Origin of the sequence: Bacillus sp. FJAT-26390 (genome assembly GCF_001682865.1) — a bacterium.
In the GTDB taxonomy this organism is placed as follows: domain Bacteria; phylum Bacillota; class Bacilli; order Paenibacillales; family Paenibacillaceae; genus Pristimantibacillus.
In genome coordinates, this window is the sequence record NZ_MAQX01000034.1 from 330,946 (window position 1) to 345,675 (window position 14,730).

Below are 14,730 nucleotides of genomic sequence, written 5' to 3' on the forward strand. Positions count from 1 at the left end.
ATGCCGCTTTAGGAACAACCTATTTTACAGCGATTTTCCGAACAAATCTATTTGCCTAGCTATCAAACTGCTTTTCTATAAAAAGGCTTTAAAATAAGATTCAGCACCTTGCGCAGCGGGCCTGGGAATGATCGTACATCCTCCGGCGTAATAACCCGAAGCGCTGCCAGTAAAACGATGTATAATCCGCCTACTACGATCGACGTGACTGCTCCTGCCGCCAGATAAGACAGTTTGTTAGCCCATGCATCCGTCAGCGCAAGCACGCCGTACTCTGCGCCCCAGCCAGCGAGCGCCGGCACAGCAATTGCAACCATATAGGCCACCCATTTGCTGCCGAGCACGTTCAGCTTAACTTCTTTATTGATCGCTCTTATGTTGAGCATCGTAATGACGATAAAACAAATGGTTGAACCTATAATTAGGCCGTATACGCCAAGCACTGGCGCAAGCGCAATACTGGAAACAACCTTAAGTCCCAAACCGATGAACGTATGGTTCATAGGCAGCTTAGGCTGATTTAATCCATACAAAATCGAATTCGATGTCATCATCGTAATTTGAAAAATCGCACCTGCCGTAAGCATAGCTACTGTGCCGCTGCCGCCCGGGCTTGTAAAGAGCAGACCCGTAACGGAATAAGAAGCTACGGTCAGCAGCAAGGCAACCGGTACGCCTGTAAAACAGACGATCCGCATCACGAGCGACGATTGACGCTGCACTTCCTTCATATTGTTAAGCGAAAAAGCCGACGAAATGACAGGGATAATGGAAGCCCCAAGCGCAATGGCCAAAATAGGCGGAATGCCGGCAATGCCCATCGCCTTCGTCGTATAATCGGCCAACACCCTCGTAGCCGAGTTTTCGTTATAAAAAGCTTGCGTCAGCCTCATAAACAGCGTCATATCAAAAAAGTATAAAAATTGCACAGTCATTGCCGTTACTACCGCTGGAATCGAGGTGCGGAATATCTCTTTATAGATCGTACGATAAGGCAAGTTAGAACTCTGCAGCTTATCCTGTTCAATTGCCGAGGACTTCACAGCCTCCGCTTGATCCTGCTTCTTCAGCTTACGCCAAAACCACATCATTACCGAAAATGCGCCAATGCTTCCGAGCACGGAGCCAAAGGCAATCGCCGCAGCGCCGTACTTATCGCCCCAGCCCCAGCCGAGTACGATAAGCGCTAGCCCGATACCGCCGATGAGCCGTAAAATCTGTTCCATAATTTGCGAAATGCCGCCAGCGGACATAATTTGTCTGCCCTGAAAATAACCGCGCATCATCGCTATAATCGGAAACAGCAGCAGTGCAGGAGCGATTGCTTGCAAAGATAAGACGGAATCCGGCACCTTCGATATTCGTTCATAAGCAGGGGCAAACACAAACATGGCAGTAGCTAGAAGCACCCCTGTTACGGTACCGAACATCAAGGCCGCCTTGTAAATACGCTTAGCCTCGTCGGGCCTTCCAAGCGCATAACGCGTTGAAATCATTCTGCTTATGGATAGTGGAATGCCTCCTGTAGCGATCGTAAGCAGAAGCAAATAAATCGTATTGGCTGAGTTAAAGGCTGCCTGCCCTGCAGGCCCAAGCATGTAATCGAGCGGAATACGCTGGAATAGCCCAAGAAACCGCACGATCAGCGCAGCGGCAGCTAATATAAGCGTGCCTTTAATTAATGAGTCTTTTTTTAACATAATGGTCTGTCCAAGTCTCCCTATCCTTTATTGCCAATGGGCTCAAGCGGCTGGTGGTTTCCGCGAACGGGCGCAGCCGCGTTCGATGGCACTGCCCAGCGCACGCCGTTCTGAATGACCTGCAGCACCTGTGGGTTATAGTAAGTTGGGTAAGTTTCATGCCCCGGACGGAAATAAAAGATTTTGCCTTGTCCGCGACTAAACGTGCAGCCGCTGCGGAATACTTCTCCGCCTTCGAACCAGCTTACGAACACAAGCTCATCCGGCTCTGGAATATCAAAATGCTCGCCGTACATTTCCTCATGCTCCAGCGTAATGTATTCCGGCAAGCCGGCAGCAATCGGATGTGACGGATTAACGACCCAGATCCGTTCCTTCTCGCCCGCTTCACGCCACTTCAAATCGCAGCCCGTTCCCATCAGCTTTTTGAAAATTTTCGAGAAATGGCCGGAATGCAGAACAATTAAGCCCATGCCCGCAAGCACGCGCTGCTGCACGCGCTCCACAATGGCATCATCCACCTGGTCATGCCCCATGTGACCCCACCATATCAGAACATCCGTATTCGCTAAGCGATCCACCGTAAGCCCGTGTTCAGGCTCCTCAAGCGTCGCCGTTGCCACTTCAATATCTCCGCTTGCGATTCCTTTGGCCAACGCTTGGTGAATGCCGTCCGGATAGACGTTTTTCACTTCATCATGAATTTTTTCATGCAAAAATTCATTCCATACCGTTACGTTAATCATCGTGTTATCCACCTTTTCAACTAGTCACACTTTAGAAAATAAGCCACAATACAAACAGCACGATCATAGCCAACTGCAAAACAACCTTCACAACTACGCTCGTGAATAAACCAACAACCGATCCAAGGCCTACCTTCAGTGATTTCTGAATGTTTGTTCCGATAATGATTTCTCCAATTACAGCACCAACGAACGGACCGATAATAAGGCCAAGGGCAGGAATGACAAAGGGTCCAAAAATAAGGCCGATCGTACTGCCGATAACCGAGGCTCGGGAGCCGCCAAATCGTTTGACGCCCCATGCGCTGACCGCATAGTCGGCAATAAACAGTGCGATAACAATGATCGTCTGAATGCTCCAAAACAAAAAGCCGAACTCGCTAAACGAGAAAAACCAGCCATAAACAAAAAATGCGCCATATATGGCAAGCGCTCCGGGCAAGATCGGATAAATAGCCCCGGCCATCCCGACAACGAATAGCAGAATAACTAGTGCCCAGCCTAAAATATCCATACGTTCCTCACCCTTTCAAAACGTATCGCTTGATGACTTCCGCTACTCCATGCTCGTTGTTCGTAAATGTAATGAAGTCAGCCGCTTCCTTAACGGCTTCCTGTGCATTGCCCATCGCCACGCCAAGTCCGGCCTCGCGGATCGCCGCAATATCATTTAAGCTGTCCCCAACGGCAATGACCTGCGACATTTCGATATTAAGCAGGCCGCACAGCTCTTGAAGCGCGCTTGCCTTCGAGACGCCAAGTGGATTAAGCTCCAAATTATGAGGAGAGGAATTCGTAATTTCAAGCGCACCCCAGCTCTGCACTTCAGCTAGCAGCTTCTCTCTAATGCTGTCATCCTCGGTGTAATAGCCGAACTTCAGCCAATGATGCGACGCATAGTCGCCAGCGGGGCTGATCCATTTTTCCTTATTGTAAATCTCATCAGCGGTATAAGCCCAGAACCATGGCTCGCCATGTGCAAGAGCAAGCTCATGCAGCCTTTGCACGTAAACAGCGCTGAGATGCGTGCGCTTGTGCAGCACATGCGGGCGATGCCATATTTCACTGCCGTTTACCGTAATCATCGGCGTTTCCAGCTTCAGTTGCTCCGCGAAAGGCAGCGCGCTGCGGAAGCCGCGTCCGGTTGAAAAAATGACAATAACCCCTGCATCAAGCGCTTTTTGAATCCACTCCGCATTCTCTGCGCTAATTTCACTTTGTTCGTTAAGCAGCGTCCCGTCCATGTCGAGCGCAAGCAATTTGTAATCTCCCAATATTGTGCCTCCTCGTAAAAGCCGTATCATTCATTTAACCTAACTAGTAAATTATTTTAGCACATTTGCGACAGATTCCAAACGAAAGTCGCTTCACAATTTTAAACAATAGCAGCTCAAAACAAAAAAGGAGCGGGCTCCGCTTAAACACGGAAGCCTGCTCCTAAGATCCGACATTCAATTGCTTACTCTACAACCGTCGTGCTTCCTTCGGTAGCCGGTATTTCATCCGAAACGACCGGGTCCTCCTTGAGGAGCATCTCCTGGCCTTTTACTTGCAAAATGCCAAGCGCTTCGTCTACAGTCTGCTTGTCGTCCTTCACCTTCTGAAACTCCTGCTGGGCAGCCGCTCTAAATTCTCCCCAGAAGTTTTGAGGCAGCTTATCAAAATCCTTGTAGCTGTTATTCGTGCTTGGCTTCAAATTATAAAATGCCGCGTAATTGCGGCCTTCCGTATCCGTTATATACTTGGTGCGAACCGGCAAGCCGCCATAATTGTTGGATTTCGTTTTTACTCTGGCGTAATCTTCACTCGTTACATAACTAAGGAATTCCCATGCGGCTTCCTTGTTCGGGGAATCCGCTTTGATTGCAAACAAATTATTGAATGACATCATATTGGATTGATCCGGGTTTTGCTGTCCGACCGGAACGGTTACCAAATCCCAATTTTTCACCACTTTATCCTTGAGCTTCTCGTTGCTGCTCGCTTGCTTAATCTGCGTAACGTAATTGCTGTCGCCAATGGCCATTGCCAAGCGGCCGGATACGAATGGATCTCTCATCAGGTAATCCTCGTACGACGACCCCATGGATGCTTCTTGGTTATTCATGCTTTCAAAATAAAGCGCCTTTGAATTGACCGCATCAAGCGCCGTTTGAAATGCGTTTTTCCATGAGTCGCTATTGATCGTCATTTGCTTTTGCGATGCATTTACATAGTTGACGCCTTCGGAAGAAGCAATCATGCTTGCTACATCGAATAACTCCTCGTTATAGCCCATTTTCAAACCGTAGATCCGATCCTTTGCTTCTCCATCAGTCGGAAAGCGGCGAGCAAGCTGCAGCACCGCATCCCAGCTCATCCGATCGGTCGGAAGCTCAATTTGATATTTTTCAAATAGGTCCTTATTGTAAAATAAAACCTGGCTATAAAAATTCGGAGACATCGCGAACAGCTTGCCGCCGCCCTCTTCTCTCAAATAATCAACCATGCCGGGGATAAGCCCTTCAGTGTCATATTTCTCTTTCTCCATCACTGCATCCAGATCATAAAGCTTACCGTCCAGCGCCATCTTTTTGTACTGGTCAGAACTCAGCATAAGGATATCAGGCTGCTTCTCTTCAATCAGCTTGTCCAGTGCAGCATCATAATCCTTCACTTCACCTGTATACATACTTTGGTTCGAAATCACTTCAATTTCAACATTTGGATGCAAGGCCGAGAACACCATACCGAATTCTTGGAAAAAAGCATTTTCGTCATAATACATGACTTTCAGCGAAGACGGCTGATTTTTATCCGGTCCTTTATTATCCCCGCCAAAGCTGCAGCCTGATAAAATAATAGCGATGATTACAAACGGTAAAGCAAATTTTGTTAATGCTTTCATTTTTAAATTCCTCTCTCCTTTTTCTACTTCTAATATGTACCAAATATAGTACGTAGGTTACTGGATAAATGTTGCAGTTTTTCATCTTTTCAAGGAGGAATCCGCATAAATAATGTATGCAGCATCCAAAAAAAGAAGCATGCTTCGCTTCATGCGAAAGCCTGCTTCTTATTCGATAATTATGATGCCAGTCTTCTTAAACGAATCTTTTTTACAATAATCCCCTGCGAGGGAGAGAATAAAAAAGCAATTATGAACAGTACCCCAGCCGCGCATACCATGCATCCAGCAATCGACGCGTCCAGCATGACTGCTGCCCCGTAGCCGATGAACGAACTCGCAACGCCAACCGCTACGCTCAGCGCAATCATGAGTCCAAGGCGGTCGGTCAGCAAGTAAGCGGTGGAAGCAGGTATGATCAGCAAGCCTACAACCAGTATGGCGCCTACACTCTCGAAGGAGCTTACCGTTGCCATGGAGACGAGACCCATCAATAAATAATGAAACACAGCTACAGGGATGCCGATTGCTGCTGCAAGCGCCGGATCGAATGCACAAAGCTTAAATTGCTTGTAAAACAATCCGATTACCGTCACGATGACAAACAGCGTGACTCCGAGCAGCCATACTGCCTTCGGCCCCATATTGACGCCGCCCAGCTCCCATATATTCCAGTGCACATAAGCAATTTCTCCATAGAGAATGGCGTCTTGGTCCAAATGCACCTGACGCGCATATAAGCTGACAAGAACGACCCCAATGGCGAACAAAGCCGTAAATACGACTCCGATCGATGCGTCGGATTGAATGCCGCTTTGCTGGAACATTTGAATCAGAAAAGTGGTCAGCAAGCCGCATAACAGCGCAGCGAACATCATGAGCAGCGAATCGCGCGAACCGCTTAGCAAAAACGCAATAACGATACCCGGCATTACCGAGTGGCTGATGGCATCGCCGATCATCGCCATTTTGCGAAGGACAAGAAATACGCCCAGAACGCCGCAGCAGCTGGCTACAAGCGCACCCGTAAGCAAAATCCAAAAGTCGCTCATAAAGCAGCCTCCTTCTTCACGCCGCTCTCAAGGTGGAGCTCATGATCTCGAATATAGCGCTGCTTCACTTTTTGGCGCAGCATCCGTTTGGCGATTAAGCCGCGCTGCGGGCCAAATAAAATCGAAATACAGAAAAGCAGAGTCGCAGCCAGCACCGTTACCGGACCGGTTGGCAAATTGGACACGGACGCGCTAATCCATGTGCCTGCCGCACCGCTGACAGCGCCGAACAAGCCTGACAAGACGACCATTAGTCCAAGCCGGTCCGTCCAATATCTCGCTGATACGGCTGGCGTGATGAGCAGCGCCGCTACGAGCACAACGCCAACCGCCTGAATGCCGGCAACGACAGCGACTACGATTAGCAGCATGAGCAATTGCTCCAGAAAAGCTACCGGATAGCCGATGCCTTTAGCAAAGCCCGGATCAAAGGAGATGATTTTGAATTGTTTAAAAAGCAGCGTGCAAATCGTTATGAGCGACACGCAGACAACCGTCATTGTAATCACGTCCGAGGCGATCATCGATGCCGCCTGACCGAACAAAAACTTATCCAAGCCCGCTTGATTGCCGTAATTGCCATGCTGAATTAACGTAAGCAGCACGATTCCGAGCCCAAAAAAACTAGATAACACGATGCCCATTGCCGCATCCTGCTTAAGCTTGGAGTTTCTCGTTATATAACCAATGCCGAACGTTGCGATGATGCCGGCAATACCCGCGCCGATCAGAAACAGTCCGATCGATTTGATTCCCGTGAGCATAAAAGCGATGCATATTCCCGGTAGAGCGGCATGCGCCAGCGTATCGCCCATCAAGCTTTGTTTCCTCAAATAAGAGAAACATCCGATTACTCCGCTGCTTAACCCAAGCATCGTGCAGCCAAGAAAGATCCACTGCATGTTCGGATCAGCAAGCATCGACCATATTTTATCCATGGCTCACTCACCCTCTCCGCCATGGCGTGTCGGAGGCTGCAGGCTGCGATCCAGAAAGGCGAGTCTCCCGCCGTATGTGCGTTGTAGTTTTTCTTGTGTAAAGGTTTGCTCTGTCGGGCCATAGGCTTGAAGCTCCACATTGAGCAGCAGAACGGAGTCAAAGTAATCCTGAACCGTCGCTAGGTCATGATGGACGACGATGACGGTTTTCCCTTGCAGCTTCAGCTCTTGCAGAAGGGTAATAATCGCCTTCTCCGTTGCGGCGTCTACGCCCGCGAACGGCTCATCCATGAAATACAGCTTCGCATCCTGCGCCAGCGCACGCGCAAGAAACACACGCTGCTGCTGTCCGCCCGACAGCTGGCTTATTTGCCTGCCCGCATAATCCGCCATTCCGACCTTGCCGAGGCACTCCAGCGCAAGCGCCTTATCCTTCGCGCTAGGGCGGCGAAACCATCCTAAATGCCCATAGCGCCCCATAAGTACGACATCCAGCGCATTCGTCGGAAAATCCCAATCCACCGATTCGCGCTGCGGCACGTAACCGATTATTTTCCGCTGCTGCTTATATGGCTTTCCGTATACTAGCACTTCCCCGCCAATGCTCGGTATAAGTCCAAGCGCCGCCTTCATCAGCGTCGATTTCCCGGCTCCGTTCGGACCGATTACGCCGACCAGCTCTCCCTCATTCACTTCAAAGGATACGCCGCGCAGCACCGGCTTCTTCTGGTATGCCACGCTCAATCCTTTAATGGCTAGCGGTGCTATCGTCTTCGTATTTGGTCTTACTGCTGTAAACGTTTGGCTCATGTTCATCACTCGCTTTCATAACTTGATTTCAACTATTTCAAGGCAGCTACAATCGTATCTACGTTGTGCTTTACCATTCCGATATAGGTGCCTTCCTCCGTACCCGCATCGCCCATCGCATCGGAGAATAGCTCCCCGCCAATTTTGACCTCATGTCCTAATTGGCGCGCTCCTTCAATGACGGACTCAATCGATTTTTTAGGTACGCTGGATTCGATAAAAACAGCTTTGATTTTTTTCTCGACCAAGTAGTCGCGCAGCTTGCTGACATCCTTCGAGCCATATTCAGACATCGTATTCATTCCTTGCAAACCCGTGACAGTTAACCCGTAGGCTTCGCCAAAATATCCGAATGCATCGTGAGCGGTTACCAAAATGCGGCTTGCTTCCGGAATCAGGGCAATTTGCTCCTTCGCATACGCATCAAGCTCTTCAAGCTGCTTGATATATGCCGCCGCACGCTCTTTATAATAATCGGCGTTGGAAGCATCCTTCTCAACCAATGTATCGCGAATGACCTCGGTTGCTGAAATCCAGAGCTTCACATTAAACCAGATATGCGGGTCATGCATGCCTGCTCCCTGGCCGGGAGCAGTATGCAGCTGATCTTCCGTCAAATACTCAGACACCGCAACCGTCGGCTTGCGCTTCTCCAAAGACTCGAACATCTCAGCCATTTTACCTTCTAAATGCAATCCGTTATAAAAGATAATGTCGGCATTGTCCAGCTTCTTCACATCGCCTTGCGACGCTTTGTACAAATGGGGATCGATCCCTGCGCCCATCAAGCCGCTCACTTCCACAAATTCGCCGCCTACCTGCTGGGCAACGTCCGTTATCATTCCCGTCGTCGCTGTAATGTTCAGCTTGCCGCTGTCGCTTGATGGTGATGGCTGACCGCAAGCCGACATCACGATCGCCGTTATGGCCAAAAACATAATCGTCATTATAAATCTGCGAAGAGCTGAATTAACCTTGTGTTTTTTACGCATGAATAAAACCTCCTGCTTCCTTGTCATTTTTTATATGCGATAAGATTTGCCCTTATGAATTTTAGTTTGCCTTATGCCTCTTTTTTTATAATACACAAAAATGTTTCTCTAGTGCAACATTTTTTTGAAAACCCACCCATTTTCACAAATAAAAAAAACAGGCCGGAGCGTCAGCTCCAGCCTGTTCTTGGCGATTCGTTACCTTATTCATTTGCTGCGTTTTGGTTTGTATCCTCTGCTCCGTTAGCACCGGCATTGGCATCGGCATTGTCTGCCGCCTTCTTCTTAGGCACGCCATACAAGCCTATCTCCTGATCATACGCGTCAAAAATCTTACGTGCGATAGGCGAAGCGCCATAACCGCCGAAGCCGCCATCCGGAATAACAACCGCTACAGCAAGCTTAGGCTTATCCGCAGGCGCGTAGGCGATAAATACCGCGTTCTCTGCGGTACGTCCCGCAACCGATTGCTCCGAGGTTCCTGTTTTCCGTCTATAGGTATAATCTACGCCTTCGAATCCTTGTGATTTTACCTTCGACATCCCTGTTTCGATTTCTTTCCAATATTCAAGAGGGAAATTAACCTCATTCAAAATTTCGGGCGTGTAGCCTTGAATGACGTTTCCATCCGAATCCTTTATTTCATTAACAAATTGCGGCTTCATCCGTTTGCCGTGATTAGCCAGCATCGCTGCATATTGCGTAAGCTGCAAGGTCGTGTAACGTCCTTGCTGACCGAAAGAGGCCTGTATCAGCGCGGACTGCGCACTGCCGCTCTCCGCCTCTTTAAAGTACTCAATGATGCCCTTTGTTTCATTAGGCAATCCGCTGCCCGTAAGCACGCCGAGGCCAAACTGCTTCATGTAGCTGTCCCAAATCTCAACGCTGCTCTTGCCCTTTTGCGAGCCTCTCATGTAAAGCTTGTTGCCGACCATCGCAGCCATGAACGGGTTAGAAGAATTTTCAATCGCCCCTGCTCCGTCAATGCTGCCATAAATATGACCTTGGGAGTTGCCGATATAGGTCTCATAACCTTTTCTTCCGTATGCGAATCTCCCCGTATCCGTATAACGGGTCGTCGTCGTAAACAATTTCTCGTTCAATCCGATAAGAACGCTAAGCGGCTTCATCGTCGAACCCGGAGGCAGAATGGACGAAGGATGCTCTTTCATCTCATCTTGGGTATACTTTCCGTAAACCGTACGGATCGTGCCATTGGATAGGATGTTCGAGAAGTTTTCGTAATCTGCCTGGCTTATGCTTCCGCCTGCCCAAATATTCGGATCGTAATCCGGCATGCTTGCCATCGCCACGACCTTGCCGGTATCGACTTCCATCGCTACCGCAAATCCCGTTTGCGCATAAGGCGCACGCTCAAATTTGCTTGTTGATTTTGTTATTTTTTTCAATTGATCCATGATGGCAGCTTCCGTGGATAATTGCACGTTTTTATTAATGGTCAGATAAATGTCGGAACCCTTTTCGGGAGTCGTGATTTGCATCGGGCCAATAATGCGTTCCGCATTGTTGACCGGGTAAGTCTTTAAGCCGTTTTTGCCGCGCAAAATGTCCTGATACATGAACTCAAGACCGTCCATGCCCACGTCTTCTTCCTCTAAGTACTGAAGACGCGCGTCCTCTTCCTTCGTCTTTTCCTTGTAGAAATCAACCGTTTCCCGTATGCCTTTATATTTTTTCAAATAGCCTACGAGTTGTACCGCTATTGAATCCGTGTCGTAGTTCCGAACGCTTTCCTCCATGATGTCGACGCCTTTGAAGGAAGTGCGGTTTTCCATGAAATAGGCAATTTCATTATTCGTCAAACCAGATTTAATCCGCCTTGGAGTTGAAATATTATTCCGTCTGAAATCGAGGTCCATCTGACGGATGATATCATCCACTGTCATTTTCTTAGCCGGATCTCCGAATTCATTAAATACCTTTAGCAATTTTTCAGCCATTTCCTTCGCGTTTTCCTTGGCATCCGCCAGCTTAAGCTCAGGCTGAATGCTGAAATACAAGGACTGGGTTGAAGTTGAATACGCGATCGGGTAACCCGTAGAATCGTAAATATTGCCCCGTATCGGCGGAAGCTTCACGCTGCGCGTGCTTTTGTCCAAACCTTCTGCGCTAAGAGTAGGTCCCTCGACGAACTGAAGGATGGCAAGCCGCACGATCAATACGCTGAACAATGCAAATGTAATAAAGAAAAATAAATTCAATCGGAACGAAAAGTGACGTCTATTGATAATTTCCCGCTTTTGCGGATCGTCTTGCACGTCTTATCACCTCATAACCCATTCATAAATTTTAAACCGCTCATGGCTTCGCTATGCGTCACGAATATGAGTATCATCAAATGACGGCGGATTAAACCAATCCCCTGCGTTTGCCCAAGTGGCATCCAGCGGAATCCAGCCTCCTTCGCCTTCACCAATACGCACTTCGTTCCAAGCATGCGGGCCAAAACCGCCGCGACCGTCGGCGCCCATGCCCGTTACGACTCGCACTTCAAGACCTGCCGATCTAGCCATTACCGCATATAAACGAGCTATATCTATACATACGCCTTTGCGCGTATCAAAAGTTTCGGGCGGAGTTTGTTCTTTCCAAATACCCTGTTCCTCATAATTACGGGCTTTATCATAGTCGTAAGCAATTCTTGTGCCCAGCCACTCGTAAAGGCTGCGTGCCTTATCCTCATTCGAAACCGCATCCTTTGTCACATGAAGCGCGGCCTGTTCGATATCCTCAGGAATGGCATAATCAATAATCTCATATTTGCGCTGTAAAATTTGCTGGAACTGTGCTTCTACAGCTTTGGTCAGCACGGGGCCTTGGCCGGCAAGAACATCGCCAGCAACCGGTCTGAGCCATGCGGCCGCTTTGCTGTAAATCTGCGATTCGGATATTTTGTCGACATACCAGCCGTTTGGAATAAGGGACACATAAACAAACAACAAAGCAACAAATAGGAATGAACGTCCTGCGCCATGCGCTGCCCCAATGATTGCGCCGGCAGCGCGGCTTGCGATTCTGTTGCCCCGCGTGCCGTCTGCCCGCTCTTCCCTGTTGCCGCGCAGCATACCTTCCACCGCGCGAGCAACGATAGGCTCCAGAAAAGAGGCTATTGTACGCAGCAGCAAATACCCAAGCAGAAACAAGACGCAGTAGCGCAGCAGTGCAAAATCCCGCATGCTCGTGAGGAAAGTAAACCATGTTTGCTCTAAGCCGCTAAGCTCATGCAAGGGTACCTTCACGCTTTTAATCAACCACTTCGCTACGACGGGAGATAGTCGGTTTGTAAGCTGCGCTGCGAGCGCCAAACAAGCGACTAAGACAACGCCCTCCCATACAAAAAAGAAAAGACGCCTCGCAGAACCCGACGCGCCCCTCCGCAAACCTTGTACAAGAGAACCAAGCAGAAGCAAAAGTACAATAACGGCAATAGGCTCAAGCTCTCTAAACATTTGATCCCAGCTCGTCATAAGCATTACCCATTCTGCTTCGCTTGGTCGATAAAGGCTTGAATCGCACTGTTAACATCCAATTTGCCAAGCTCGGTTCCCCGGAATGATACGGAAACCTCGCTCGCACCCGGCTCTCCGGTAAGTTCAACGTTTTTCGTTTTTACCGTAAAGGTTCCATCCGAGTTCGTCACGAAGGCAGCGTCCTTTGCCTCGCCTACCATGGCATTAACCGCTTCCTGCTTCAACGTGTCTACCGCGGTTGTGCCGATCGCCTTCAGGTCATCCATGCTATAGCCGCTGTACACGACAATGCCAAGCACGATTGCTGCAACGATCGCCCATTTCAAGACGGTTTTCACGATTCTGACGATAAGGAATAGCACGATGAGCGCAATGACAAGCACTAGCCAATGTTCTTTGAAAAAAGTTGTCCACGTATCCAAATCATAGGTAGAAAAATTCAAAAAATCCAAACCTGATCCCCTCCATTATACCTCGTACAAAATGCCATTACAAAATATTATAACCTACGAAATTTAGGGCGTAAACGCTCGCCCCCTTTTTATCCAGACATATCCTGTCCCATAGAAACGTACAAGTATATAAGTATGTATTTGGCAAGGAGGGCAGCCCTGTGAAAACCGCTGTTTGGCTCTATCTATTTCTGTTTATCGCCTTTTTCGATTTGCATGCGCAATACCCGATTTTAACGCCTTTTGCTATCTCCTTAGGCGCAGCCCCTTCCTTTATCGGACTTATGATGGGCATGTATTCCATTACGCATTTGCCCGGCAATCTTATCGCGGGCTTCGGCGTTGACCGTTACGGCAGCAGATTTTTTATCGTGTTCAGTCTCATGGCAGCAGGTGTCGTGCTCCTCTTCCAATCGCATGTGACCAATCCTTGGCAGTTGCTCCTGCTTCGCTCCATAAGCGGCTTTGTGCTGGCATTTCTGTCGCCTGCGTGTCTCTCGCTGCTGGCCAGAATTACGAGCGACCGAACGCAGCAAGGAAAGCTCATGGCAGGCAATGGCCTTGTTCATACGCTTGCATCCGTCGTATCGCCTGCGGCAGGAGCATACCTCGTTGCCAAAATCGGGTTTGCGACCGCATTTACGCTGCTTGGCTGGGTTCTGATCGTTACATCCGTTTGCGCGCTTTTCTTCATAAAGGATATTCGAGCTAAAGTGGAACCGGCAGCCATTGAAGCGAGCAAAGTGAAAAAGGAGAAGCTTACGCTAGAGCAATCTACCCCTATCCCATGGCTTGTCTTCTTGCTGCCGGTTGCCGTGAGCTGCGCTCAAGGCATACTCTCGTTCGAGCTGCCGCTGCTCGCCAAATCGCAAGAAGCGATGATGACGACCGGCCTCTTATTTTCGGTAGTAAGCATCGGGGCGCTCGTTACGCTGAGCATGCTCTTCCTGAACCGCGTTTCCGCCTATCAGCGTACCTTATGGGGCTCCTTGATTCTTGCCATTATCTATTTTGGCATCGCCTCCGACACGCCTGTGCCGCTCACGGTTATGCTGCTTTTGGTCGGAATGGCGAAAGGAGTCATTTTGCCAGCGCTGTCAACGCTGTTAATTGAACTTAGCGGCGGAGCCCGCTACGGGCGAACGTTTTCTGTATTATCCATCGCTTTCTCAGTAGGCGCATTTATCGGGCCTATGGCCGCCGGACAAGTTCGGGACCATATTTCGCCTTATTACATCGCATTTATCGCGCTCATGATCGCCGTAACCGTCCTGCCCTTTCACATTTCGCGCTCACTGTCCTCCCGAACCCATTTTTCGTAGGCGTGGGTATATGCACAGGGCTAATCTCTCGTAGGTACATATGATACATTATGGCAGATGACCAGTTGGAAAGCAGGCATTAGCTGAAGGCTGTCATCGTTCTTACGTAAAGGAAAAGGGGTGACTCCATAAATGTCTGGACATGTAAGCTCCGAAAATCGCGGTTGTGGACACAATGGCTTATCTAATATTGGCATTATTCTCGTATTGTTTATCCTTCTCGTGATCATTGCGTGCACTTGCTTATATTAGCAAATGAGAAAAAGCCTGCCCGCGCAGGCTTTTTCTATTGGTCGCCAAACCATTCGGCTATCGGTAAAATTGAAAATCGGTGGTAAAC

The 14,730-nt window shown here is 48.9% G+C and carries 13 protein-coding genes; 1 reads left to right on the forward strand and 12 read right to left on the reverse strand.

Annotated features, from left to right (window positions below; all coding sequences use genetic code 11):
* Window positions 1–62 precede the first annotated feature (62 nt).
* The 12 genes from A7975_RS28525 to A7975_RS28580 all read right to left on the reverse strand — a co-directional run bounded on the left by A7975_RS28525 (window position 63) and on the right by A7975_RS28580 (window position 13,068).
* Complete coding sequence (locus tag A7975_RS28525) at window positions 63–1,700, reverse strand: putative polysaccharide biosynthesis protein (RefSeq protein ID WP_065387382.1); 1,638 nt, start codon at window positions 1,698–1,700, stop codon at window positions 63–65.
* A 20-nt stretch (window positions 1,701–1,720) separates the two neighbouring features.
* Complete coding sequence (locus A7975_RS28530; RefSeq protein WP_065387383.1) at window positions 1,721–2,446, reverse strand: ThuA domain-containing protein; 726 nt, start codon at window positions 2,444–2,446, stop codon at window positions 1,721–1,723.
* A 31-nt stretch (window positions 2,447–2,477) separates the two neighbouring features.
* A complete protein-coding gene (locus A7975_RS28535) occupies window positions 2,478–2,960 on the reverse strand; it encodes a DUF456 domain-containing protein (protein ID WP_065387384.1) in 483 nt (160 codons plus the stop codon).
* Window positions 2,961–2,967: 7 nt separating this feature from the next.
* Window positions 2,968–3,720 (reverse strand): Cof-type HAD-IIB family hydrolase, encoded by a 753-nt coding sequence (locus tag A7975_RS28540; RefSeq protein WP_141680443.1) that lies wholly within the window; start codon window positions 3,718–3,720, stop codon window positions 2,968–2,970.
* A 185-nt stretch (window positions 3,721–3,905) separates the two neighbouring features.
* On the reverse strand, window positions 3,906–5,333 hold the full coding sequence (locus tag A7975_RS28545) for an ABC transporter substrate-binding protein (RefSeq protein ID WP_065387385.1): 1,428 nt from the start codon (window positions 5,331–5,333) through the stop codon (window positions 3,906–3,908).
* A gap of 179 nt (window positions 5,334–5,512) precedes the next feature.
* The gene (locus tag A7975_RS28550; RefSeq protein WP_065387386.1) at window positions 5,513–6,385 is read right to left on the reverse strand and encodes a metal ABC transporter permease; all 873 of its coding nucleotides are present in this window, start codon (window positions 6,383–6,385) and stop codon (window positions 5,513–5,515) included.
* Entirely contained in the window at window positions 6,382–7,323 is a 942-nt protein-coding gene (locus tag A7975_RS28555) for a metal ABC transporter permease (protein ID WP_053372077.1), read from the reverse strand. Before A7975_RS28555 ends, A7975_RS28550 begins: the two co-directional genes overlap by 4 nt.
* A 3-nt stretch (window positions 7,324–7,326) precedes the next feature.
* Entirely contained in the window at window positions 7,327–8,133 is an 807-nt protein-coding gene (locus A7975_RS28560; protein WP_065387387.1) for a metal ABC transporter ATP-binding protein, read from the reverse strand.
* Window positions 8,134–8,165: 32 nt separating this feature from the next.
* Window positions 8,166–9,125 (reverse strand): metal ABC transporter solute-binding protein, Zn/Mn family, encoded by a 960-nt coding sequence (locus A7975_RS28565; RefSeq protein ID WP_141680444.1) that lies wholly within the window; start codon window positions 9,123–9,125, stop codon window positions 8,166–8,168.
* A gap of 203 nt (window positions 9,126–9,328) precedes the next feature.
* Complete coding sequence (locus tag A7975_RS28570; protein ID WP_065387389.1) at window positions 9,329–11,404, reverse strand: peptidoglycan D,D-transpeptidase FtsI family protein; 2,076 nt, start codon at window positions 11,402–11,404, stop codon at window positions 9,329–9,331.
* A 51-nt stretch (window positions 11,405–11,455) separates the two neighbouring features.
* Window positions 11,456–12,619, reverse strand: a complete 1,164-nt coding sequence (locus A7975_RS28575; RefSeq protein ID WP_255314599.1) for a transglutaminase domain-containing protein — start codon at window positions 12,617–12,619, stop codon at window positions 11,456–11,458.
* Window positions 12,619–13,068, reverse strand: coding sequence for a hypothetical protein (locus A7975_RS28580; RefSeq protein ID WP_053372081.1), 450 nt, complete (start codon window positions 13,066–13,068; stop codon window positions 12,619–12,621). Before A7975_RS28580 ends, A7975_RS28575 begins: the two co-directional genes overlap by 1 nt.
* Before the next feature lie 161 nt (window positions 13,069–13,229).
* On the opposite strand from A7975_RS28580, the gene A7975_RS28585 reads away from it, so the two are divergent.
* Window positions 13,230–14,390, forward strand: coding sequence for an MFS transporter (locus A7975_RS28585; RefSeq protein WP_065387390.1), 1,161 nt, complete (start codon window positions 13,230–13,232; stop codon window positions 14,388–14,390).
* The last annotated feature ends 340 nt before the right edge of the window (window positions 14,391–14,730 follow it).

Bases quoted from the DNA above. Each gene is read 5' to 3' on its own strand.
- A7975_RS28530 (WP_065387383.1), bottom strand. From the start codon at position 2,446: ATGATTAACGTAACGGTATGGAATGAATTTTTGCATGAAAAAATTCAT.
- A7975_RS28545 (WP_065387385.1), bottom strand. From the start codon at position 5,333: ATGAAAGCATTAACAAAATTTGCTTTACCGTTTGTAATCATCGCTATT.
- A7975_RS28565 (WP_141680444.1), bottom strand. From the start codon at position 9,125: ATGCGTAAAAAACACAAGGTTAATTCAGCTCTTCGCAGATTTATAATG.
- A7975_RS28525 (WP_065387382.1), bottom strand. From the start codon at position 1,700: ATGTTAAAAAAAGACTCATTAATTAAAGGCACGCTTATATTAGCTGCC.
- A7975_RS28575 (WP_255314599.1), bottom strand. From the start codon at position 12,619: ATGCTTATGACGAGCTGGGATCAAATGTTTAGAGAGCTTGAGCCTATT.
- A7975_RS28535 (WP_065387384.1), bottom strand. From the start codon at position 2,960: ATGGATATTTTAGGCTGGGCACTAGTTATTCTGCTATTCGTTGTCGGG.
- A7975_RS28550 (WP_065387386.1), bottom strand. From the start codon at position 6,385: ATGAGCGACTTTTGGATTTTGCTTACGGGTGCGCTTGTAGCCAGCTGC.
- A7975_RS28555 (WP_053372077.1), bottom strand. From the start codon at position 7,323: ATGGATAAAATATGGTCGATGCTTGCTGATCCGAACATGCAGTGGATC.
- A7975_RS28560 (WP_065387387.1), bottom strand. From the start codon at position 8,133: ATGAGCCAAACGTTTACAGCAGTAAGACCAAATACGAAGACGATAGCA.